The organism is Pseudomonas sp. PDM15 (assembly GCF_014851565.1).
Lineage (GTDB): Bacteria > Pseudomonadota > Gammaproteobacteria > Pseudomonadales > Pseudomonadaceae > Aquipseudomonas.
In genome coordinates, this window is record NZ_JACVAA010000006.1 from 284,303 (window position 1) to 309,139 (window position 24,837).

At 65.9% G+C, this 24,837-nt stretch carries 8 protein-coding genes; 5 read left to right on the forward strand and 3 right to left on the reverse strand.

Features of this window, described 5'->3' with window-relative positions; genetic code table 11:
* Positions 1-93: 93 nt before the first annotated feature.
* The 3 genes from IB232_RS18045 (at position 94) to IB232_RS18055 (ending at position 18,403) form a co-directional block, all read left to right on the forward strand.
* On the forward strand, positions 94-15,657 hold the full coding sequence (locus tag IB232_RS18045; RefSeq protein ID WP_192399967.1) for a hypothetical protein: 15,564 nt from the start codon (positions 94-96) through the stop codon (positions 15,655-15,657).
* Positions 15,658-15,740: 83 nt separating this feature from the next.
* Positions 15,741-17,573 carry an acetylglucosamine transferase gene (locus tag IB232_RS18050; RefSeq protein WP_192399968.1) on the forward strand — a complete coding sequence of 611 codons (1,833 nt, stop codon included), beginning with the start codon at positions 15,741-15,743 and terminating at the stop codon, positions 17,571-17,573.
* The gene (locus IB232_RS18055; RefSeq protein ID WP_192399969.1) at positions 17,570-18,403 is read left to right on the forward strand and encodes a hypothetical protein; all 834 of its coding nucleotides are present in this window, start codon (positions 17,570-17,572) and stop codon (positions 18,401-18,403) included. The genes IB232_RS18050 and IB232_RS18055 overlap by 4 nt, the downstream gene beginning before the upstream one ends.
* A gap of 18 nt (positions 18,404-18,421) precedes the next feature.
* Here the strand turns inward: IB232_RS18055 and IB232_RS18060 are convergent, their stop codons facing one another.
* The 3 genes from IB232_RS18060 to IB232_RS18070 are packed head-to-tail and all read right to left on the reverse strand — an operon-like array spanning position 18,422 to position 22,800.
* Complete coding sequence (locus IB232_RS18060) at positions 18,422-19,744, reverse strand: TolC family outer membrane protein (protein ID WP_225592382.1); 1,323 nt, start codon at positions 19,742-19,744, stop codon at positions 18,422-18,424.
* 2 nt (positions 19,745-19,746) lie between these two features.
* Positions 19,747-21,075, reverse strand: a complete 1,329-nt coding sequence (locus IB232_RS18065) for an HlyD family type I secretion periplasmic adaptor subunit (protein WP_192399971.1) — start codon at positions 21,073-21,075, stop codon at positions 19,747-19,749.
* Between the two features lie 3 nt (positions 21,076-21,078).
* Positions 21,079-22,800: a type I secretion system permease/ATPase gene (locus IB232_RS18070; RefSeq protein ID WP_192399972.1), complete on the reverse strand. Its 1,722-nt coding sequence runs from the start codon at positions 22,798-22,800 to the stop codon at positions 21,079-21,081.
* 177 nt (positions 22,801-22,977) lie between these two features.
* On the opposite strand from IB232_RS18070, the gene IB232_RS18075 reads away from it, so the two are divergent.
* Entirely contained in the window at positions 22,978-23,712 is a 735-nt protein-coding gene (locus IB232_RS18075) for a substrate-binding periplasmic protein (protein ID WP_192399973.1), read from the forward strand.
* A 254-nt stretch (positions 23,713-23,966) separates the two neighbouring features.
* Positions 23,967-24,722 (forward strand): substrate-binding periplasmic protein, encoded by a 756-nt coding sequence (locus IB232_RS18080; RefSeq protein ID WP_192399974.1) that lies wholly within the window; start codon positions 23,967-23,969, stop codon positions 24,720-24,722.
* Positions 24,723-24,837: the final 115 nt, after the last annotated feature.

The window sequence follows — 24,837 nt, forward strand, 5'->3', positions numbered from 1 at the left end:
GCCACTATACAAACGGGTTTCTCTATTTCCGCGACGGCATGCCTGGGTGGCAGGGCTGAGGCGGCTCTCCACTCTGTGCAGGTACAAAAACAAATGAGCAGCATCTTCACTGGCCTCACTACCGCCCAGGTTGCCGCACTGCCGACCGCAACCATCGCCGCGCTGACCACCGAAGATATCGCGGGCATGAGCACGGCGCAGATGGTCGCCTTCACCACCGCCCAGATTCAGGTGCTCTCCACTGAGAGCATCCAGGCGCTCGACAGTGCCCAGCTGCAGGCCATGCAAGTAGCCGATTTCGCTGCGCTCACCACCGTCCAGGTTTCTGCCCTGGATGCCGGCCAGACTGCCGTGTTGACCACCGCGCAGATAGTAGGACTGACGACTGCCCAGGCCGCCGCACTGACCGCCACCCAGGCAGCCGCGCTGACCACCGCACAACTGCAGAAAATGGAGGCAGCCGATTTCTCCGCACTCGGTACCGCCCAGCTGTCCGCCTTGAGCGCCGGGCAGGTCGCGTCGCTGAGCGCTACCCAGGTAGTGGCGCTGAGCCCTGCCAAGGTGGCTGCCCTAGGCACCGATATCTCCTCTCTGGGCACGGCTGCCGTGGCGGCGCTGAATACCGCCCATATGGCTGCCTTGAGCACGGCGCAAATCCAGGCGCTGACCACGCTACAGATCGGCAAGCTGTCCGCGGCTCAGCTGGGCAGTCTCAGTGTTTCGCAGATCCAGGCGATGGAGGTTGCTGACGTCTCTGCCCTGTCGACTGCTGCCATCATTGGTTTCACCACTGCACAAATTGCTGCGCTGAGCGTGGGCCAGGTGCAGGCACTGAATACCGCGCAGATACAGCGTCTCGAAACTGCTGATGTCCGAGCCCTGACCAATGCGCATGTCGCTGCGCTGAGCGGCAGCCAGGTCGCTGCCTTGACTTCCGCCCAGGTGCTGGCGCTGTCCACTGCCCAGATCCAGGCCCTGGAGGTTGCCGATATTGCCTCCCTGAGCACGGCTGCTTTCGCCGCCCTGAGCAGTGCCCAGTTCTCCAAGCTGAGCGCTGCCCAGCTGGTGGCCATGACCACTGCGCAAGCTCAGGCGATGAATGCAACTCAACTGGCGTCGCTGGCTACTGCTAGTGTGGCGGCCATCGAAGTCGCCGACTTCGCGGCTATCAACACCACCGCCATCAAGGGCCTGAGTACCGCTCAAGTCCAGGCTCTGACCAACGCACAGGTGGCTGCGCTGACATCGGCGCAGATTCGTGCCATGGACGCCGTTGATGTGGCGGCCCTCAGCTCTGCCAGCATCGCAGCGCTGACATCGGCGCAGATCGGTGCGCTTACCGCCGGACAGATTGCCGTGTTGTCCACCGCGCAGATTCAGGCCATCGATGCTGCCGATCTGCCTGCACTCGCCTCGGCCACCATCGCCGGGCTGACAACCACCCAGATCCGCGCACTGACCAACGCCCAGTTGGCCGCGCTGACCACCGCTCAGGCTGCGGCACTGACAGGTCCGCAGGTCGGTGCCATGACCACCGCGCAGATCGCCGCTCTGGAAGTGGCCGATATCGCCAAACTTTCGGCGGCTGCCATCGTTGGCCTGACCAGTGCTCAGGTCGTTGCCCTGACCAATGCACAGTTGCAGGCATTGACCACCGCTCAGATCGCCAGCATGGAGGCAGGGGACTTCAAGGCGCTGAGCGCCGCCGATATCGACCTGCTTAGCGCTGCGCAGGTAGGTGCAATCACTGCGGTGCAGATCGCGGCATTGAGCACGACGCAGATCCAGGCGATTGCCCCGGCCGATATTCCCAGTGTTTCCATCGCTGCCCTGAAGGCGCTTGGCACCTCACAGGTAGCCGCGCTGACCACCGCACAGCTGGCTGCTCTGACCACTGCCCAGGTCGCTGCCTTGGAGCCGGCGGATGTCGCTGCAATGACCCCTGCGCAGCTCGTGGCGCTTAGCCCCGCCCAGGCAGCAGCGCTGACCTCCGCCCAGATCGCGGCTCTGCCGACCAGCAAGCTGAGCGCTTTGGAGGCGGCCGATTTCGCAGCGCTGTCGACGGCGGCCCTCAAGGGCCTGACCAGTTCCCAGATGGCAGGCCTGACGAACAGCCAGCTGACTGCGCTGACCACCGCTCAGGCCGCGGCATTGACCTCGACCCAGATCGCGGGCCTGAAGACCTCCCAGATCGGCGTGCTGGAAACGGCCGACCTGGCGGCATTGTCCACCTCGGTCATCGCCGGCATGAGCAGCTCGCAGATCGCCAGCATCGCGGTTTCGCAGGTGGATAACCTGACCGTGGCGCAAATCAAGGCCATCGAAACAGGTGATATCAAGGTCATGACCGCGGCGCAGATGGGCGCGCTGACGGCGCCCCAGGTCGCGTCGCTGACCATTCCTCAGCTGGTCGCCATGACCACTGCGCAGATCAGTGCCCTGACTTCGCCCTTGAGCGCGTCGCAGCTGGTTGCCCGCCAGATCGGCGCGCTGACCACTGCCAACATTCAGGCGCTGACCACCGCCCAGATCGCTGCCTGGAACACCGCGCACGTTGCGGCATTGTCGACTACCCAGGTCGCCGCAATGTCCACCGCCCAGATTCGCGCTATCGAGACCGTCGATATCCGTGCTCTTTCCAACGAGGCGGTCAAGGCACTGAGCACCGCCCAGGTATCCAAGCTGACCAATGCCCAGCTGGCGGCGCTGACCACTGCGCAGATTCGTGCAATCGAGGTCGCGGACGTGCCGGCGTTGACCACCGCCCAGGTTGTGGCGCTGACTACCTCTCAGGCGGCTGCGCTGGACAGCTCGCAGGTGGTGGCTCTGACCACCGTCCAGATCCGTGCACTCGAGGCTGCGGACCTCGCTGCCCTTAATGCCACGGCAATCAGTAAGCTATCTGCCACTCAGGTCGCCGCGCTCAGCCCGGCCCAGGTCGCGGCGCTTACCACCACCCAGATGCAGGCTCTGACTGCTGCTCAGGTGAAGGCACTGAGCACCGCCCAGATGCAGGCACTGAGTTCCGCCCAGTTCGCTGCGCTGGGCTCTGCCCAGATCGTCGCCCTGGAGACCGCCGATGTGGTGGCGCTCACCACTGCCCAGGTCGCCGCCTTCAGCACCTCGCAGATCGCAGCCCTGAGCTCTGCACAGGTCACTGCCCTGACCAGCAAGCAGGTCGCCGCCCTTACCAGTGCCCAGGTTGCAGCGCTCAGTACGGCACAGATCACCGCCCTGGAAAGCGAAGACTTCAAGGCCATGACCACCGCACAGGTGGCCGCGTTGGATACGGCGCAGATTCGCGCCCTGCAGACCGCCGACGTCGCCGCGCTGACCAGTGCCCATTTCGCTACGCTGAAGACCGCTCAACTGGCTGCGCTGACTACCGCGCAAGTACGTGCCATCGAAACCGCCGATCTGCGTCAGCTCAACTCTGCGCAGATCGCCAGCCTCAGTTCCAGCCAGGTGGCAGCCCTGACCACCGACCAGATATCCAAGCTGCTTACCAGCCAGGTCGCAGCGATTGAGACTCAGGATCTGGCGGCTCTCAGCACGGCGGCCATCGTCAGCCTGACCAACACCCAAGTCGCGGCGCTGAGCGCTGCCCAGGTCGCTGCTCTGACCACTGCCCAGATTGCCGCCCTGCAGACTAGCGATCTTGTCGTGCTCGATAGCGCCCAGATTGCCGCGCTGACCACTGCGCAGGTGATGGCGCTGACCACGACGCAGATCGCCAGCATGACGCCGGAGCAGATCGCTTCGCTGCAGACCGTGGATCTGACCAAGCTTTCCGCCTTGCAGATCAAGGCACTGACCTCCAGTCAGGTCGCAGAGCTGACCACCACCCAGGTGGCGGCGCTCGGCACCGCCCAGGTGGCCGCCCTCGAGTCGGCCGATCTTGCCGCCCTCAGCGAAGACCAGATTGCTGCCTTGAGCAGTGCCCAGGTCGCGGCGCTGACCAGCGCGCAGATCGTCAGTCTGACTACCGCTCAAATGGCTGCGCTGGAGGCAGAAGATATTGCTGGTCTGGGGCTGGCAGCCCTCAGGGTGCTGTCGACCGCGCAGTTGCGCGCCCTCGGCGAGGAGCAGCTGGCTGCGCTTACCACGGAGCAGGCCGCAGCCCTGTCCAGCACGCAGATTCGTGCACTGACGGTTGCCCAACTGGCGGCTCTGGAGACGGCTGACCTGGCAGTGCTGGCCACTGCCAGTATCGCGGCTCTGCTCAGTTCGCAGATCCAGGGACTGACCTCGGAGCAGATCGCCGCGCTGACCAGTGCTCAGCTCAAGGCGCTCAGTTCGCAACAGATTGGCTTGCTCAATGCCGAGCAGGTTGCTGCCATTGAAACGGCGGATCTGCAGCAACTGACCACCGACGCGATCAAGGCCCTGAGCTCCGTCCAGGTGGCAGCCCTTACCAGCGACCAGGTTGCCGCGCTGGGTACCGCTCAGGTCTCAGCCCTGGATACCGTGGACATTTCTGTTCTGAGCCAGGAGCAACTGCTGGCATTGAGCAGTGCCCAACTACGGGCCCTGAGTACGGCGCAGGTTGTTGCCTTGGGCACGGCACAGGTTGCTGCCCTAGGTACCGAGCAGGTCGAGGTGCTGACCACCGCGCAGATCAGAGCCCTGGAGAGCGTTGACCTGCGGGCCCTGAGTGCCGAGCAGATCCAGGCACTGACCACCGCGCAGGTAGTGGCACTGACCACCGCCCAGATTGCAGCACTGACCAGTGCCCAGATCGCGGCGCTGGAAGTCGATGACCTTATCCTTCTCTCCACGGCCAGCATCAAGGCGCTGACCAGCGATCAGGTTGCTGCACTGACCAGCGACCAGCTGCCGGCACTAACCAGTGCCCAGATCGCTGCGCTGGATAGCCAGGATATTGCTGCGCTGGGTACCGCGCAGATTGTGGCGCTGACCAACGAGCAGATGGCGGCTCTGAGCTCCGGTCAGCTCGCCGCGCTCAACAGCGCGCAGATCGCGGCCATCGAGACGTCTGATCTGCAACAGCTGTCCACTGCAGTCATTCGCAACCTGACCAGTGCCCAGGTTCAAGCCCTGACTAACGAGCAGGTGCAGGCTCTGACCGGAGCCCAGGTGGCCTCGCTCAGCTCTGCCCAGGTGGCCAGCCTGAGTACTGCTCAGGTGGTTGCGCTGGATGCTGAGGATCTCGCTCTGCTCGGCACTGCACAGATCGTTGCATTGAATACCGCGCAGGTTGCCGCACTCACCACCGAGCAGGTGGCCACCCTGGTATCCGACCAGCTGGGTGCCCTGGAGACTGCCGATATTCGCGCCATGAGCACGGCGCAGATTGCCGCGCTGACTGAAGATCAGGTCGTCGCCCTGCGTTCTGCCCAACTGGCGGCGCTGACCACCGACCAGATTCGCGCACTGGAAGTGCAGGACCTGGCGGCGCTGACCAGCGCAGCCATTGCCGGTCTGACCGTCGCCCAGACTCAGGCTCTGACCACCGCACAGATTGCCGCGCTGACCGAGAATCAGGTACCGGCGTTGACCAGTGCTCAGATGGCGGCCCTCAGCACTGCACAGATTGCGGCATTCGATCCGGCCGATCTGGCCGCCGTTGCACCGTCGACCCTCGCCGGCTTCAGCTCGGTGCAGATGGCGGCATTGAACACCGCGCAGATCGCGGCACTTACCTCTGATCAGATTGCCGCTCTTGATGCGTCCGATCTGGCTGCCCTGAGCACCGAGCAGATCGTGGCGCTGACCCAGGGGCAGGTGAGAGGCCTCACTTCGGCGCAGGTGGCTTCCCTGAGCACCGTGCAGCTGGCAGCGATGGAAACTGCAGACCTGTCCAGGCTCACCACCATCAGCGTCTCCGCGCTGTCTTCGGCACAGCTGGCTGCCCTGAGCATCGAGCAGGTAGGGGCGTTGACCGTTGCCCAGATGGGATCGTTGAGCACAGCCGGGTTGGCCGGCCTGAGTACTGCCCAGGTCGCGGCCCTTTCTGCTGATCAGGTTGCCGCCTTGAGCGCGGTCCAGGTGGCTGCCTTGAGCACTGCTCAGATCGTGGCACTCGATGCGACGGACGTGGCTGCCCTGAGCAATACCCGGATCGTCGCGCTGACCACCGCACAGGTTTCTGCGCTGACGCTCGGCCAGCTTGCGGCGCTGAGCACCTCGCAGATTCGTGCGATGGAAACCGAGGATGTGGCTGCGCTGCGTACGGCTCAGATCGCCGGCCTCGACACCGCGCAGGTCGCTGCGCTGACCACCGCGCAGATTGCCGCGCTGACCAGCGCCCAGGTGCGTGCGCTGTCGGCTGAGCAGCTCGACGCGCTGAGTGGCGTGCAGGTCGCCGCCATCGAGACTCAGGACTTGGTCGCTCTTAGCACCGACCAGTTGCAGGCTCTGACAACGGCCCAGATCGCCGCCATGAAGACTGCCCAGATTGCGGCCTTGACTACGGCGCAGGTAGTCGCGCTGGAGGACGGCGACATCGCCGGTCTGAGTGCTGCCCAGCTGGTGGCCCTCACCACCGCCCAGGCCGCGGCGCTGACGGTCGACCAGATTGCCGTCTTGAGCACCGCTCAAGTCCGCGCCTTGGAGACCGCCGATCTTGCCGTTCTCGCTACTGACCGTATTGCCGCCCTGTCGACCACCCAGGTCGAGGCGCTCGGCACCGCCCAGATAGTGGCCCTGACCACTGCGCAGGTACGGGCATTGAATGCCGACCAGCTGCAGGCGCTGACCACTGCGCAGGTTCGTGCGTTCGCCACCGAGGACCTGGCTGCGCTGACCACCGATCAGGTGGCTGCACTGACCCAGGATCAGATCTCTGCGCTTGGCACGGCTCAGGTGGTGGCGCTGACCACCGCCCAGGTGGCCGCTATCGAGGTGGCGGATCTGGCGGGCTTGGGCAGCATCCAGCTGCAGGCCCTGCAGACTGAGGATCTGGCCGCACTCACTACCGAGCAGATCGCTGCACTCAGCACCGCTCAACTGGTGACACTGACTACCGTACAGATCGCTGCGCTGACCAGCCAGCAAGTGGCCGCATTGACCGGCAGCCAGGTTCAGGCACTGACGACTGCGCAGATTCGCGCACTGGAAACCGTCGACCTGACCGCTCTGACTACTGCCCAGATCCAGGCGCTGACTAATGAGCAAGTGGTTGCGCTGAGCAGTGTTCAGGTCGCTAGCCTGACCCAGACCCAGATCGCCGCTCTGGAAAGCAGTGACCTGCGGGCGCTGACCACGGCCCAAATCGTTGCGCTGACCACCGCGCAGATCCAGGCCCTGACCACCACCCAGATCACCCAGCTGACCAGCGCCCAGATCGCGGCGCTGGAGACCGCGGATCTGGCCGCCCTGAGCCAGGAACAGGTGCTCGCCCTGAGTGGCTCGCAGCCGACTGCGCTGACCACCGCCCAGATCGCCAGCCTGCCGACTGCCCAGATCGCGGCCCTGCAGACCGCCGATCTGGTCAATCTGACCACGGCCCAGATCGTTGCGCTGACCACGCTGCAGATGCAGGCGTTGACGCTGGAGCAGATTCCGGCGCTGACCACCCTGCAGCTGCGGGCCCTGGAGACCGCCGATGTTGCCGCGCTGACTCCCGATCAGGTGGCCGCCTTCACCGGTCTGCAGGTCTCCGCCCTGACCACGGCCCAAATCCAGGCTCTGACCACCGCTCAGGTGGCCGCGCTGGAAGTTGCCGATCTGGCTGCGCTCAGCACCGCGCAGATCCGTGCGCTGGAGACCGCCGATCTGGCTGCCCTGACCGATGCCCAGATCGCCGCCCTGAGCACTGCCCAGGTCGCCGCGCTGACCACCGCACAGATCAGCAAACTCACCGCCGGCCAGATCGCCGCGCTGGAGAGCGCCGACCTGCGTGCACTGAGCACCGAGCAGATAGTCGCGCTCACCTCTGCGCAGATCCAGGCTCTGGGTGCGGCGCAGATCGCTGCGCTGACCACGGCCCAGGTCCGTGCCATCGAAACCGCCGACGTGGCAGTGCTGACTGCCGAGCAGATCGCTGCGCTGACCACGGCCCAGATCCAGGCCCTGAGCACTGCGCAGCTGGTGGCGCTGACCTCGGCGCAGATCCAGGCGTTTGAGCTTGCCGATATCCAGGCGCTGACCACCGCCCAATTGGTGGCCCTGGAAACCGCCGACCTAGCCGCGTTGCGTACCGATCAGATCGAGGCGCTGACGACTGCCCAGGTGGCTGCGCTGACCAGCGCTCAGCTGCAGGCGCTGACCACCGCCCAGATTGCGGCATTGGAAACCGCCGATGTGGTGGCGCTCAGCGCCAGCCAGATTGCCAAACTGGAAACCGCCGACATCGCAGCATTGCAGGTCGCGCAGATCGCCGTGCTGACCACCGCCCAGGCGGCAGCTCTGACGACCTCGCAGATCGCCGCACTGACCAGCGATCAGCTGGCTGCCCTGAGTACGGCGGACCTGCATGTACTGAGTACCGCACAGATCCGCGCGATCGATGCCGCGGACCTGTTTGCCCTGACCAATGATCAGTTGGTTGCGTTGACCACTGCCCAGGTGGCGGCATTGACCACTGCTCAGGTGGCCGCCCTGTCGCCGGCCCAGATGAGCGCGCTGGAAACCGCCGATCTGGCTACTCTGGGAACCGCCCAGATAGTGGCTCTGAGCTCGGCGCAACTGGTCGCGCTGACCAGCAGCCAGCTGCAGGCGCTTACCGCTGCGCAGATCAAGGCGATCGAGACTGCCGATCTGGCCGCGCTCAGCGGTAACCAACTGAACAAGTTGAGCGCATCGCAGATCCAGGCCCTGACTTCGGCCCAACTGGTGGCGCTCACCACTTCCCAGGTCGAGTCTCTGACCACCGACCAGGTCGCTGCGCTGACCACTGCGCAGATTCAAGCCATGCAACCAGCCGATGTGGCTGCCCTGACCGCAGCACAGATCGTTGCGTTGAGCACCGCCCAGGCTGCGGCGCTGACCTCCGCTCAGCTGGCTGCTCTGACCATCGACCAGATCGCCGCCCTGGAAACCGCCGACCTGGCCGCTATCAGTGCGCTGGTTATTCCCAGCCTGACCGTGGCTCAGATCGGCGCCCTCAGTGATGCCCAGGTCGCTGCGCTCACCACTGCGCAGGTCGCCGCCCTTGAAACGGCCGATCTCGTGGCGCTCAGCGCCGACCAGATCGTCGCATTGACCAGCGCCCAGGTTGCGGCACTGACTACCGCTCAGCTGGCTGCGCTGACCACCATCCAGGTTGCTGCTCTGGACGTGGCGGACGTGCAGGCTCTGAGCGCCGCGCAGCTGGTAGCGCTGACCACCGCCCAGGTGCGTGCCCTGACCCAGGCTCAGGTCGCTGCCCTGAGCACCTCCCAGGTTCGCTCTCTGGAAACTGCCGATGTGGCGGTCCTGACCAGCGACCAGCTGGCTGCACTGACCACGGCGCAGGTCCAAGCCCTGACCACTGCACAGATAGTCGCCCTGACCAGCTCCCAGGTCTCGGCTCTCGAAATCGCGGACGTGGCGGTTCTGACCAGTGCGCAGCTAGCGGCGCTGGAAACCGCCGATCTGGCAGCCCTCACGGTCGAGCAGATCGCCGCGCTGAGTGGCGCTCAACTGGCCAAGCTGAGCACCGCCCAAATGGTGGCGCTGACCACCGCCCAGGTGGCGGCCATCGAGACCGCCGACCTGGCCTCGCTGACCAACGCCCAGCTGCAGGCACTGAGCACCGCCCAGGTTCGTGCTCTGAGCGTCGAGCAGATTGCTGCGCTGGGTACCGCCCACGTTGCCGCACTGTCGACGGCCAGCATTCAGGCTCTAAGCACCGCTCAGGTGGTGGCGCTGACTAGCGATCAGGTCGCCGCCCTGAGTACCGCCCAGGTGGTCGGTCTCAGTTCGGCCCAGGTGGCTGCGCTACAGACGGCCGATCTGGCCGCCATGAGCACCACGCAGATCCGCGCCCTGGAGACCGCCGATCTGGTGGCCCTGAGCCAACAGCAGGTTGCCGCGCTCACCTCGGCGCAGACGGCAGCATTGACCACCGCCCAGGTAGCGGCGCTGACCACCGCTCAGGTAGCTGCCCTGCAAAGCGGTGATCTGCAAGCGATGAGTACGGCCCAGATCGTTGCTCTGGGTACTGATCAGGTGCGGGCACTGACTGGCGAGCAGGTGGCGGCATTGACCACCGCCCAGGTACGTGCCTTGGAAACTGCCGATATCGCTGCGCTGAGCACCGAGCAGGTAGTGGCCCTGACCCCGACCCAGAGTGCTGTTCTGACCACCGACCAGATAGTCGCTCTGACCACCGCCCAGGTAGCCGCCCTTGAGGTGGCCGATCTGGCCGCTCTGACCACCGCCCAGGTACGTGCCCTGGAGACCGCCGACATCGCGGTTCTGAGCGCTGCACAAGTGGCTGCTCTGAGCACGGCGCAGGTTGCCGCGCTGAGTACCGCTCAGGTGGTTGCCCTGACCACGGCTCAGATCGAGTTGCTGTCTGTATCGCAGATTGCGGCTCTGACCACCGCCCAGGTAGCGGCTCTGCAGACCGTCGACTTTGCCGCGCTTAGCGATGTGCAACTGGCCGCCCTGACCACTGCCCAGGCTGCCGCGCTGACTGGCGCGCAGATCGCTGCGCTCAGTGCAGACCAGGTCGCCGCCTTGCAAGTTGCGGATTTTGCGGCGCTGTCCACTGCCGCAATCGTCGGCCTGACTACCGCCCAGGCGGCCAACCTGACCCTGGCCCAGGTCGCTGCGCTGACCAGCAGCCAGATCGTCGCCCTGGAGACGGCAGATCTTGCCGCCATGACGCCGGAGCAACTGGCCGAGCTCACCACGGAGCAGGCTGCTGCGCTTTCCAGCGCGCAGCTCGCCGCGCTCAATGACGAGCAGCTGGCTGCGCTCGATCCGGAGGCACTCACTGCGGCCGAGATCGAGTTCATCAACTCGCTCACCACCGACAACGTGCCGGCGTTGACCACCGCTCAGATCGAGGCCCTGACCACCCGGCAGATTCGCATCATGGAGACGCAGGACATCGCGGCGATGACCAGTGCCCAGGTACAGGCGCTGACCACCGCGCAGATGCAGGCGTTGACCACCGCGCAGATTGCCAACATGACCACCGCGCAGATCGCTGCGCTGGAAAGCCAGGACGTCGCGGCGCTGAGCAATACTCAACTGGTGGCGCTGACCACGGCGCAGGCCGCGGCGCTGACCGATAGCCAGATCGACGCCCTGAGCACCGCGCAGATTCGCGCACTCGAGGTGGCCGACCTGGCCGCTCTGAGTGCCGGCCGCATCGCCGGGCTCAGTACCGAGCAGATCGCCGCCCTCAGTGCAGCGCAGATTCAGGGTCTGACCACGGCGCAGATCGCCGCGCTGACCGAGGTGCAGATCGCCGCGCTGACCACGGCGCAGATCCGCTCCATGGAAACCGCCGATCTTGCCGCGCTGAGCGCCGATCAGATCGCGACCATCGAGACCGAGGACCTGCAGGCTCTGACCAACGAGCAGATCACGGCGCTAACCAGCGTGCAGGTTGCCGCCCTGACCGATGCACAGGTCGTAGCCCTGAGCACCGCGCAGATCAAGGCGCTGAGCACCGAGGACGTGGCTGCCCTGACGGTGAATCAGCTCGACGCGCTGAGCAGTGCTCAGGTGCAGGCGCTGACGACCGCGCAGATTGTCGCGCTGACGCCGACGCAGTTCGCCAACGGCTTCTCGGCGGCGCAGATCAGCAAGCTCACCACCACCCAGATCGAGGCTCTGGCCACCGCGGATATCGCGGCCCTGACCGAAGAGCAGGTAGGGGCTCTGACCACGCTGCAGACCGGCGCGCTGAGCACCACCCAGTTCGCCAGTCTGTCGGCTGCGCAGATCGCCGCGCTGAGCACCGCTAGCATCCAGTCCCTGAGTGCCGCTCAGCTGGTGGCGCTGACCACCGCCCAGGTGAAGGCGCTGGTGTTCGAACAGCTGGCAGCCCTGACCACCGACCAGATCGTGCTGATGGAGACCGCGGATATCGCCGCGCTGACCGTCGACCAGATCCAGCTACTGTCCAGTGCTCAGGTGGCCGCGCTGACCGCGACCCAGCTGATCAACCTGACCACCGCACAGATCGCCGCGCTGGAGCCGCAGGACCTGGCCGCACTGTCCACCACCGTGATCCCGCAGCTGACTTCGGCCCAGGTACAGGCACTCACCCAGGATCAGATCGGTGCGCTGACCACCGCCCAGGTGCGCGCCCTGGAAACCGCCGACCTGGCCCTGCTCAGCAGTGCCCAGTTGGCCGGCCTGCAGCTGAATCAGATGGCGGCGCTGAGCACTGCGCAGATCGTCGCCCTGACCACTGCCCAGGTGCGGGCGCTGAGCAACGACCAGATTCAGGCCCTGAGCCCGGCCCAGGTGGCTGCACTGGAGACCGCCGACATCCAGGCCCTGACCACGGCCCAGGTGGCTGGCATGGAGGCGCAGGACGTCGCAGCCCTGACCAGTGCCCAACTGGTGGCCCTGACCAGCGATCAGGTGAAGGTGCTGACCGCCGAGCAGATCCAGGCCATGACCAAGACCCAGCTGTCGCAGCTGGAGACTGCCGATCTGGCTCTGCTCAACACTGTGCAGATTCGTGCGATCGAGACGGCCGATATCAGCGGCCTGACCACCGCGCAGATCGTCGCCCTGACCACCGAGCAGGTGGCGGCGCTGACCACTGCCCAGGTCCAGGCGCTGACCACCACCCAGTTCCAGGCCTTGGAAACCGCCGATCTGGCGGCCCTGACCACCGCGCAGATCCGTGCCATGGAGACTCGCGATCTGGCCGTGCTCAATACCGCACAAATCGCGGCGCTGACCAGTGACCAGGTGCAAGCTCTGACCACTGCGCAGATCGTCGCGCTGACCACCGATCAGGTTCCGGCTCTGGACGCCGCCGACTTCGCCCTGCTCAGCACGGCGCAGATCCAGGCTCTGCAGACCCGCGACGTGGCGGTGCTGACCAGTGCGCAGATCGTGGCTCTAACCACCGAGCAGGCCGAGGCTCTGACCTCTGCCCAGCTGGCGGCCCTGACCACGGCTCAGCTGACCCGCATCGAGACGGCCGATCTGGTGGCCATCACTACGGCTACCCTGCAAGGCCTGAACGCCGAGCAGGCAGCTGCGCTGACCACTGCCCAGGTCGCCGCGCTGACCACCGATCAGCTGGTCTCCATCAAGACCACTGACCTGGCGGCGCTGACCACTGCGCAGATCGTCGCCCTCGGCAGCGATCAGGTCGCCGCGCTGACCACCGCCCAGGTGCAGGCGCTGACCACCGCTCAGGTGGCCGCGCTGGAAGTGGCCGACTTCGCTGAGTTGACCACCGCGCAGATCGCCGCTCTGGAAACCGCCGACGTGGCCGCGCTGACCACCGCGCAGATTGTGGCGCTGACCAGTGCCCAGGCCGGTGCACTCGGTTCCGCCCAGCTGGCGGCGCTGAGTACCACCCAGCTGGTACAGATGCAGGTCGGCGACCTGGCCTCGCTGTCCACCCTGGCGATCATCGGTCTCACCACCGCCCAGGCGGCGGCGCTGACCAGCGACCAGATCCAGGCGCTGACCACCGACCAGCTGCAGGCCATGGAGACCCGCGATATCGCGGCGCTGACCACGGCGCAGATCCGCAACCTGACCAGCGACCAGTTCCAGGCGCTGACCACGGCGCAGATCAAGGGCCTGACCAGCGCTCAGGTCGAGGCATTGGAAACCGCTGACCTGGCTGCCCTGAGCACCGACCAGATCCGTGCCATCGACGCCACCGACCTGGCGCTGCTGAGCACCGCTCAGTTGGTGGAGCTGACCGTCACCCAGGTCGGCGCGCTGACCACCGACCAGGTGGTCAAGCTGACCACTGCCCAGGTGCAGGCGCTGACCACCGATCAGCTGCAGGCGCTGACCACTGAGCAGGTGGCGGCCATGCAGGGTGCTGACGTGGCGGTGCTGACCACCGACCAGATCGTCGCCCTGACCGTGGCCCAGGCGCAGGCGCTGACCACGGCGCAGATCGTCGCCCTGACCAGTGACCAGTTCGCGGCCATGGAGGTCGGTGATCTGGCCTCGTTGAGCACCGCCCAGGTCCAGGCCATCCAGGGCTCCGATCTGGCGGCACTGAGCACCGCCCAGATCCAGGCCCTGACTGTCGGCCAGGTGCAGGCGCTGACCACCTCGCAGATCGTCTCGCTGACTACTGCCCAGGCCGAGGCGCTGACCTTGGTCCAGGTGGCGGCGCTGACCACCGCGCAGATCCAGGCCATGCAGATCTCCGATCTGGCAGCGCTGACCACCGCCCAGATCGAGGCCCTGACCACGGCGCAGATCCAGGCGATGACTGCCTCGCAGGTTTACGGCCTGACCACCGCCCAGGTGGCCGCGCTGGAGACTGCGGACCTGGCGGCGCTGACAACCGCACAGATCCAGGCGATGCAGAACTCCGACCTGTCGGCCCTGACCACCGATCAGATCCCGGCGCTGACCACTGCGCAGATCCAGGCCCTGACCACGTCGCAGATCAAGGCGCTGACCACCGATCAGATCGCCGCGATGACTAGCGACCAGATCGGCGCCCTGGAAACCTCCGATGTGGTAGCGCTGACCTCGGCACAGATCGGTGCCATCGAGGCCGGTGACTTCGCCCAGTTCAACACCGCGCAACTGGCGGCCATCGACGTGGCGGATATCGCCGCGCTGACCACCGACCAGCTGACGGGGCTGAGCATGACCCAAGCGGACGCCTTCACGGCGTCGCAGCTGGCGGCCATGAGCACCGACCAGCTGGCAGTGCTGACCACTTCGCCGCTGATCCTCGATCTGAACGGCGACGGTGTGCAGACCCTGCACTGGGCGGCCAACACCCACTTCGATATCGACGGCGACAGCGATCTCGACCAGACCGGTTGGGTCGGTGAGGGTGATGGCCTGCTGGCGCTGGATCGCAATAACGATGGCACTATCAATGACGGCCGCGAGCTGTTCGGTACTGCCACCGTTCTGGGTGATGGCAGCAGAGCGCCGGACGGCTTCGCCGCTCTGGCCGAGCTGGACAGCAACCATGATGGCCGCATCGATGCTGGCGACGAGGCCTTCGCCTCGCTGCGGGTGTGGATGGATGCCAACAAGGATGGCGTGAGCCAGGGTGGCGAGCTGTACAGCCTGTCGAGCCTGGGTATTGCCAGCATCAACCTGGAGGCGCAGCAGACCAGCGAGCTGAACAACGGCAACTGGATCGGCTTGCACGGCAGCTACCAGACCGTCGACGGCGAGGTGCACAGCATCGTCGACGCCTGGTTCCGCAGTGGTGAGGCCGGCCAGGACATCGACCTGACCCAGCTCGACTACCAGTCGATCAGCGTGCACAGCCTGAGCCGTATCGACTTGGGCGCCGATGCCGGCCACGCCAGCACGCTGAAGCTGGATGCGGAAAGCATCAGCCACTTCGGCCAGGTCGGCCTGGTGGACACCACCGGTCTGGGTGCCTCGCAGCCGGTGCAGCTGGTTGTCAGCGGTGATGCCAACGACAGCGTGCAGATCGCCGGTTCCGCCGAGCAGTGGCAGGCTGCGGGCAGCGTACAGGTCGACGGCACCAGCTATGACGTGTACAACGACGGCGATATCCAGCTGCTGGTTGCCAGCAACGTGCACACCAGCTTCTACTCCTGAGTAGCTGCTGGAGCATGCCTCACGGTGACGCCATAGGCGCCACCGTGGGGTTGCTGTGCCACCCATTCCGATAAGGCGTCTGCATGTCCGCCAACCCTCTCGAAAGCTCCAATCTCGACGTCGCCCTACTGACCGCGCTGCAGTTCGCCGAAAAAGCCGCGCTGGAACCGATGCAGCTGATCGCCGTGGCCGAACGCCTCGGTCAGGCTCGCCGTCCGGCCGACGTGGTGCGCCTGTACCAGACCTGGCTGGGCCACTGCACCTCCAGTGCCGACTACATCGTGCAGTTCAATCTGGGGGTGACACTGTCACAACTGGAACAGCTGCCGGCTGCCGAGCAGGCCTATCGCGGGGCGATCCAGCGCAAGCCGGACTTCACCCAGGCCTGGTTCAACCTGGGCGCGGTGATCGAGCGCCAGGGGCGCCCGGAGAATGCTCTGACCATCTGGCAGTCGATGCTCGACCACCCGTTGGTGGGACCGGAGCTCAATCACGAGCTGTACGTCATGGTGCTCAACGCCATGGGCCGGCTGATGGAGGAGATCCGCCAGCTGCATTCGGCGGAGGAGAAGCTGCGGGCCAGCCTGCAAGTGGACCCGGACCAGCCCAAGGTAATCCAGCACTGGGTGCATCTGCGCCAGAAGCAGTGCGAATGGCCGGTGTTCGTGCCGCCCAAGGGGTTATCACGAGGCGACCTGCTCAAGGCCACCTCGCCACTGGCCATGCTCTCGGCCAGCGATGACCCGGGCCTGCAGTTGGCCACCGCCATGCACTTCGTCGCCGAGCGCATCGATCAGCGGGTGCCGGAACTGGCGCCGGCCGGTGGCTATACCCACGGCCGCACGCGCATCGCCTTCCTGTCCTCGGACTTCTGTCTGCACGCCGTCTCGTTGCTGACGGTGGAGCTGTTCGAGCTGCTCGACCGTGAGCGTTTCGAGGTCTACGGCTTCTGCTGGAGCCGCGAGGACGGCTCGGCGCTGCGCGCGCGGGTGAAGGCGGCCATGGATCATTTCATTCCCATCGGTGGTTTGGACGACGCCAGTGCCGCCCAGCTGATCCGCCAGCACGAGATCGATATCCTGGTCGATCTGCAGGGGCTCACCTCGGGCGCCCGGGCCAACATCCTGGCCTACCGCCCGGCGCCGCTGCAGCTCACCTACCTGGGCTTCCCGGGGCCGACCGGGCTGCCCTGCGTCGACTATGTGATCGCCGACCGCTACCTGATCCCGGAAGACGAGAAGCCCTTCTACAGCGAGAAGCCGCTGTACCTGCCGGTGTTCCAGTGCAGCGACCGCCAGCGCCCGGTGGCACCTCTGCCGAGCCGCGCCGAGTGCGGTCTGCCGGATGATCGCTTCGTATTCTGCTGCTTCAACAACAACTACAAGTTCAACGAGGAAGTGTTCTCCTGCTGGATGCGCATCCTCGCCGCCGTGCCGGACAGCCTGTTCTGGCTGCTGGCCGACAACCAGTGGTCGCAGGCCAACCTGATCGCCTGCGCCGAGCGCCATGGCGTGGCCGCCGAGCGCCTGGTGTTTGCCCCGCGGGTGGCGCCGGAGTTGTATCTGGCGCGCTACACCACCGCCGACCTGTTCCTCGATGCCTACCCGTTCAATGGCGGCACCACGGCCAACGACGCGCTGTGGATGGGCCTGCCGGTGCTGACCCGCTCAGGGCGCACCTTCGCCTCGCGCATGGCCGGCAGCCTGCTCACTGCCCTCGAACTGCCGGAGCTGATCACCGACAACCTGGCCGACTACGAGCGCCGTGCTATCGAACTGGCCCGTGATCCGGAGCAGCTGCGCGGCCTGCGCCAGCGTCTGCAGCAGGGGCGCGAGACCTCGCTGCTGTTCGACATGCCGCGCTTCGTGCGCAGCTTCGAAGAGGCGTTGCTGGGTGCCAAGGGGGCTCGGTCGTGAGCGGAAATCCGTCCTCGGTGCTCTATGCCTGCCTGACTCATGTGCCGCTGGAAGTGGACTATCCGGACTACGTCACCCCCATCTACATGGGCGAGGCCCAGGGGCCGGGGCGTCTAAACCTGCGCGACCTGGCGCCTGAGTGGGAGCCCCATCACCCGGTACTGGGCTCGATCGCCGGCGCCTTCGCCCTGAAGAACCTGCTGCTGCAGCGCCCCGGTGTGACGCATGTGGGCATCTGCCAGTACCGCAAGTTCATGACCCGCGAGCGCATCGGCGTGCAGGCCGACAACTACCAGGTGATGGATGTGCTCTCGACTGAGCAGATCGACCGCCAGGTGCTCAGCGAGCAGATGCTGCCGCAGGCTTCCGACTACCTGATCGGCAAGCCGGGCCAGTTCACCCTCAACGGGGTCAACCACGGCTATCTGTATCAGTACAAGGACGTGCACCACGTCGAGGACCTGCTGCGTTTCACCGCGGTGGCGGTGGAGCTCGGTGTGCTGGATCGCCAGGAAGTGATTCCCTTCTTCGACGAGAAGATCTTCTTCCCCGGCGGCATCGAGCTGGGCGTGCTGCCGGCGGACTTCTGGCTGCCGCACATCTCTGCCGTCGAGGCGGTGGTGCGGCGCTGCGTGGAGCTGCACCCGACCCAGCGGCCTGACGTGCAGGCTCGTGTGTGGGCGTTCTGCGCCGAGCGCCTGGGCAGCTACTACCTGCTGCGCCAGCTGCGCCGCCTGCCGAGCAGCAACGGTGACTGGCTTAGCCGCCACACCGGCCAGCTCAATCTGCTGGTGAAGAGCGGCGAGCGCAGCTACGTGCCGGGCGTTTAGGCCGGAGCCTGGCTAGAACTAGAACAGCGCCTCCACCTGCTGCAGCACGCCGCGGTGCATCAGCCCGCTGCGCGCGTGCAGGGTCACCAGGCTCTGCAGCATCAGCAGCTTGCTGTTGAGCAGGTCGCGGCGCGCCATGAACAGGGTCTGCTGGGCATTGAGGATATCCACCGTCGAACGCACACCGGCCTGGTAGCCCTTCTCGGCGGATTCGAGAGCGCGCTGGTTGGAGTGCACGGCGGTCTGTAGGGCCTTGCACTTGGCATAGCCGCTGACCACGCCAAGGTAGTTGCGCTCGATGTCCTCGGACAGCTGACGGGTCTCGTCGTCCAGCTGGGCCTGGGCGCTGGACAGGGCGAACTGCGACTTGCGCGACGAGGCATTCACTCCGCCGCCGGCGTACAGCGGCACATCCAGCGACAGGCCCAGGTAGGAGCTGGACTGGCGGCGGAAGTCGTCGGCCAGGTCGTCGCGATCGGAATGATTCAGCTCGCCGACCAGCGACAGGCTGGGGTAGTGCCCGGCCCGTTGCGCGCGCAGCTCGGCCTCGGCCACCGCCACCGAGTCGCGCCGCGCGTCCAGGCGCGGCGCGGCGGTGCGTGCCTGCTGCTGCCAGAAGATCAGATCTTCTTCCTCCCGCAGCGGTGCCGCGGCCGGCAGCTCCTCGCGCATCGCGGCGATGCGCTCGACCGGCGTGCCGGTGCGCCCGCCGAGGGCGTGCAGGGCCGCTTGCAGGCGGGCGCTGGCCTCGATCTCCTGGGCCTTGACCAGGTCCAGGCGGGCTTGGGCCTCCTCGGTATCGGTGATGGTGCCGTCGCCCACCTCGAACAGGCGCCGGGTCTGCTTGACCAGACCCTCGATGGCTATCTTCTGTTGCTGGCTCAGGCTCAGCTCGTTCTCCTGCCGGGCCACCTCGAAGTAGGCCTCGACCACCCGCGGGAACAGCTCCTGGAAGGCGTCGTCGTAGATCGACTCGCCCAGCCTGCCGCGGGCCTTGGCCTGGGTGTAGTAGGCAGCCCGGGCTCGGTCGTAGAGGATCTGCCGGGCGCTCAGGCTGAGGCCGGTGCTGGTAAAGCGCGGGTCCTCGTTGCTGCCGTCGAGGTCGCGGCCGCTGAGCTGGCGGGTGCTGCCGTAGCGGCCGCTGGCGCCCAGCTGCGGTAGCAGCGGCGCCAGGCCGATGGCCTCTTCCTGCTGGCTGGCCTGGAAGTCGGCGGTGGCGACCTGGAAGGTGGGGTCGTTGTACAGCGCGTTGTCGTAGGCATCCAGCAGCGACAGCGGAGGCGCCTCCTGGGCCAGGGCCGGCAGGCTCAGCAGGGCGCACAGGGCGAGGGCCAGACGCATGCTCATTCTTCCTTCAGGGCGCCGCGGATGCGTTTTTCCAGCGGGCTGAGCAGGTAGTTGAGAAAGGTGCGCTCACCGGTCTGTACCAGCACTTCGGTCTGCATCCCGGGCTTCACCTCCAGGCCGTGGGCCAGCAGTTTGGCCACGGCCTCGGGGCCGACCTCGACCTCGACGGCAAAGTAGGGCAGGCCGGTTTGCTCGTCCAGCAACTGGTCGCCGGACACGGTCAGTACCTTGCCTTCGACCACCGGCAGAGTTGCACTGGTCAGCGACGAGAAGCGCAGGTTGACCGGTAATCCGATCTTCAGGCGGTCGGCCACCACGGGTTCGAACTTGGCCTTGACGATCCATGCCGAGCCGAGCGGGACTATGTCCATCAACGGCTGCGCGGCGGGAATCACGCCGCCTTCGGTGTGCACCGACAGGCCGATCACCTGGCCGGCCACCGGTGCGCGGATGGCAGCGTTGTTCACCTCGAATTCCAGGGCCTTGATCCGTTCGCCCAGGCTGGAGGCCTCGGCGGCGACGCTAGCCAGTTGCGACTCGGCCTCGATGCGAAAACTCTGCTGCAGTTGCAGGGCCTGCAGTTTGCTCTCGGCGATGCTCTGCCGGGTCTTGCCGATATCGGCGACGCCGGAAGTCAGCTGGGCGCTGAGCTGCGCCGAGTTGCGCTCGGCCTCGAACAGGCGGTTGCGCGGCACGTAGCCTTCCGCTGCCAGCTGGCGCAGGCCGGCCAGCTCCTGGCGCTGATAGTCGAGCTGGGTGTCCAGGTGGTTCTTGATCTGTTCGTAGGCGCGCAACTGTTCCTGCAGCGAGGCGGCCTGGTTGCCGAGGATCTGCTGGCGGCTGGTCAGCTCGGCGCGGCGGGTCTCGAACAGCGTGCCCTGGAGTTCCATGTTGCGCTTGGCCCGAGGGTCGTCGGCACGTGCCCGTAGGTCATCAGGCCAGACGATGCTTTCCAGACCATGGCGCTCGGCGCTCAGGCGCGCTTCGCTGGCGCGGGCGGAGAACCACTGGCCGAGGGCGACTTCCAGCTGTGACTGGGCCTGCACCGTGTTGAGCTGAACCAGTAGCTGGCCGGCCTGTACCCGGTCGCCCTCGCGCACCAGGATATCCTCCACTGCACCGCCGGCCAGGGCCTGTACGGTCTTGCGCTCGCCAGCCACCACCACCGTACCATTGCCGGCGACGCCCTGGGCCAGGGGCGCCAGGGCGGCCCAGATGAGGAAGCCGCCGAGGCCGACGGCGATGATCCACATGCCGAGTTTGGCGGTCCTGGCGGCGTCGCGGATATCGGCCGGTAGTGGTGGCTTGGGTGGGGCTGCGGACATGGATCAGCTCGTCTGGGTGCTGGAAGTGGCGTTGGGCTGGGCATTGGCCGGCAGCAGCGCCTTGAGGACCTGGTCGCGCGGGCCGAACATCTTCTGCGTGCCTTCCTGCAGCACCAGCAGTTTGTCGACCACGGCCAGCACGCTTGGCCTGTGGGTCACCAGCACCACGGTGGAGCCATGCTTGCGCAGGGCGTCGATGGCGGCGACCAGAGCAGCTTCGCCGGCGTCGTCGAGGTTGGAGTTGGGCTCGTCCAGTACCACCAGCGCCGGCTTGCCGTACAGCGCGCGGGCCAGGGCGATGCGCTGCTTCTGACCGCCGGACAGGCCGAGGCCGCCCGGGCCCAGCGGGGTGTCGTAGCCCTGCGGGAAGCGCAGCACCATCTGGTGGATACCGGCCAGGGTGGCGGCCTCGATGACCTTGGCCGAGTCGGTCTCGCCGAAGCGCGAGATGTTCTCCGCCACGGTGCCGTCGAACAGCTCGATATCCTGCGGCAGGTAGCCGATATGCGGGCCCAGGGCCTCGGGGTCCCATTGGCTTATCTCGGCGCCGTCCAGGCGCACGGAGCCATAGCTGGATGGCCACACACCGACCATGGCGCGGGCCAGGGACGACTTGCCCGAAGCGCTGGGGCCGATCACCGCCAGCACTTCGCCCTTGTTCAGCGCCAGGTCGATGCCGTTGGCCGCCGGGCGCTTGCTGCCCGGCGGAGTCACCACCAGGCGTTCGATGCGGATGGCGCCGGTCGGGTCCGGCAGGCTCATGCGCTCGGCCTTGCGCGGGAATTCTTCGAGCAGCTGGCACAGGCGGCGATAGCTGGCCTTGGCGTTGTCCAGCTGCTTCCAGGAGCTGATGGCCTGTTCGGCCGGCAGCATGGCTTTGCTGATCAGGAAGCCGGCGGCCATCATCACCCCGCCGGTGATTTGCCCTTCGAGGATCAGCAGCATGGCGACGCCCATCGCCAGGGACTGCCAGGCGGTGCGCACCAGGCGGGTGATGGTGGAAATGCGCGCGGCCTGATCGCTGGCCGCGGTCTGCGCGCCGATCAGGCGCTGCTGCAGGCCGGCCCAGCGCTTCTGCAGGTTACTGAGCATGCCCATGGCCTGGATCACTTCGGCGTTCTGCATGGTGCTGTTGACGTACTTGGCCGAGTGCACGGAGATCTGGTTGGCTTCGTCCAGGCCCTTGCGGGTGGCGTGCTCGTTCCAGATCGCCAGGCAGAACAGGATCAGCGCGCCCAGCAGGGTGAACAGGCCAAGCCAGGGGTGCAGCAGGCCGGTGACGATGAGGAAGATCGGCATCCACGGCAGGTCGAGCAGGGAGATCAGCGCCGAGCCGGTGAGGAACTGGCGCAGGGCATTGAGATCGCTGAGCACCTGCGCCGGGTTGGCGTTGTGCTCCTTCAGACTCTTCTGGAAGGCCACGCCGAACAGGCGCTCGCCGAGATCGAGATCGATGCCGACGCTCATCTTGATCATCACCTGGCCGCGTATCCATTCCACCAGCGAGCTGAGCAGGAACAGGCCCAGCGCGAGCAGGGTCAGCAGCAGCAGGGTCATCTCGTTGCGGCTGGCCATCACCCGGTCGAACACCTGCATCATGTAGATAGCCGGCACCACGGTCAGCAGATTGATCACGCCGCTGAACAGGGCGATTACCCAGAACAGGCTGCGGTACCGCAACAAGGCGGCATCGATATCACGGGTAGGGTCAAGGCGTAAGCGCATAGGGGCGGGGTGGTCACTCGATCATTCGCGGCATGATGCCATTATCGGCCGAGAATGGGCATGCTGCAGGCCCTTCATCGGCGGCTGTGCGGGAGTCGTTAACCACCTGCAAGGGGGACGGCTAAAATGCCCGGGTCAGTTCGCGCTCGCGAACGCCCCTATCTGCAAGGAGTTTCTATGTTGTTCCCAAGGATGCTGGCCCTGTTCCTGCTGTTGGTCGGCACCACCCAGGCGCGTGCCGAGTCGCTGGTGCTGCTCACGGAAAATCTTCCACCCTTCAACATGGCCGTCAGTGGCGGCAACTTCGCCCGCGACGAGGGCATCAATGGCATCAACTCCGAGACCATGCGTCTGGTCTGCCAGCGCGCGGCCATCGAGTGCCAGCAGATTCTCCGCTTCCCCTGGGAGCGGGTCTACAACCAGGCGCTCAAGGATGCCGGCTACGGCTTGTTCTCGGTGGCGCGTACGGCGGAGCGTGAAGAGCTGTTCAAGTGGGTCGGACCCATCGCCAGCGAAGACTGGGTGCTGCTCGCCCGTGGCGATTCGTCGATCCAGCTGAGTAGCCTGGACCAGGCCAAGCAGTACCGGCTGGGTGGCTACAAGGGTGACGCGCCCAGCGAGAAGGTGGTCGAGGCCGGCTTGGACGTGCAGCAGTCGCTGTACGACAAGGAGAACCCGGTGCGCCTGGCCGAGGGTCAGATCGACCTGTGGGTAACCTCGTCGATCGCCGGCCAGTACCTGGCCCGCCAGCAGGGCTACAAGGACTTCCGCGTGGTCCTGACCTTCGGTCGTGGCGACCTCTACCTGGCGCTCAACAAGCAGACGCCGGACGCCACCGTGGACAAGCTGCGCACCGCCCTCGAGCAGCTGCGCAGCGAGGGTGAGCTGCAGGCCATCGCCCAGAAGTACTGATCAAGCAACCACCTGACATGCTCAACCGCCGTCCCGGGGTTGGTTCGCTTCTTGCGTGCCTTTGCGCCGCGAGCGATTCCTCGGCGACGGCCGGCGTGACGCAGTTCAACGTAGTTGGTCGATGGCGTGGCACTATGCGCGCTTCCAACTGCGCCGGTCAGTGTGCCGGTCGGAGCCGCCCAGGGTGCAACGCCCGTGGTCGGCCACTTGCAGAGAAGTCGCCCAAACAACCATAACTCTGGAGCTGTACTGCAATGTTGAAATATCTGCACAAGGGGCTGTTTCTCGGCCTGCTGATACTGGCCGGCGGCGCACGAGCCGAAATCTCCGAAGACTACAAGGTGGTCCTGCTGACGGAGAATTTCCCGCCGTTCAACATGGCCATCGACGACAAGAACTTCGCCCGTGACGACAGCATCGATGGCATCAGCGCCGATATCGTGCGCGAGATGTTCAAGCGTGCCGGCATTGGCTACAACCTGAGCCTTCGCTTCCCCTGGGACCGCATCTATCGCCTGACTCTGGACAAGGCCAACTACGGGCTGTTCTCCACCACCTTCACCGAAGAGCGCAAGCCGCTGTTCAAGTGGGTCGGCCCGCTGGCCAAGAGCGAGTGGGTACTGCTCGCCGCGCCGGGTAGCACGATCAAGGTCAACAACCTGGAAGAGGCGCGCAAGTACAATGTCGGCGCCTACAAGAACGACGCCGTCAGCCAGCATCTTGAGAGCAAGGGCCTGACCCCGATCAACTCCCTGCGCGACCAGGAGAACGTGGCCAAGTTGATGAGCGGCAAGATCGACCTGTGGGCCACTACCGATCCGGTCGGCCGTTACCTGGCCAAGCAGGAAGGCGCCAGCGGCCTGCAGGTGGTGCTGCGCTTCAACAGTGCCGAGCTGTTCCTGGCGCTGAACAAGGAGACCCCGGACGAGGTGGTCGAGCGCCTGCAGAAGGCCCTGGATGAGCTGCGCGGCGAAGGCTTCGTCGACGAGATCACCAACAACTATCTGTAAGCCTTCCGGGCGCCACTGGCGCCCTTCCGCCTAGCAGTGGCGGCACACCGCCACTGCTTCCCGGTTCGTGCTAACCTTCTGCCGCCCCGTGGCCTCAGCCGCCTTGCGGGCACCG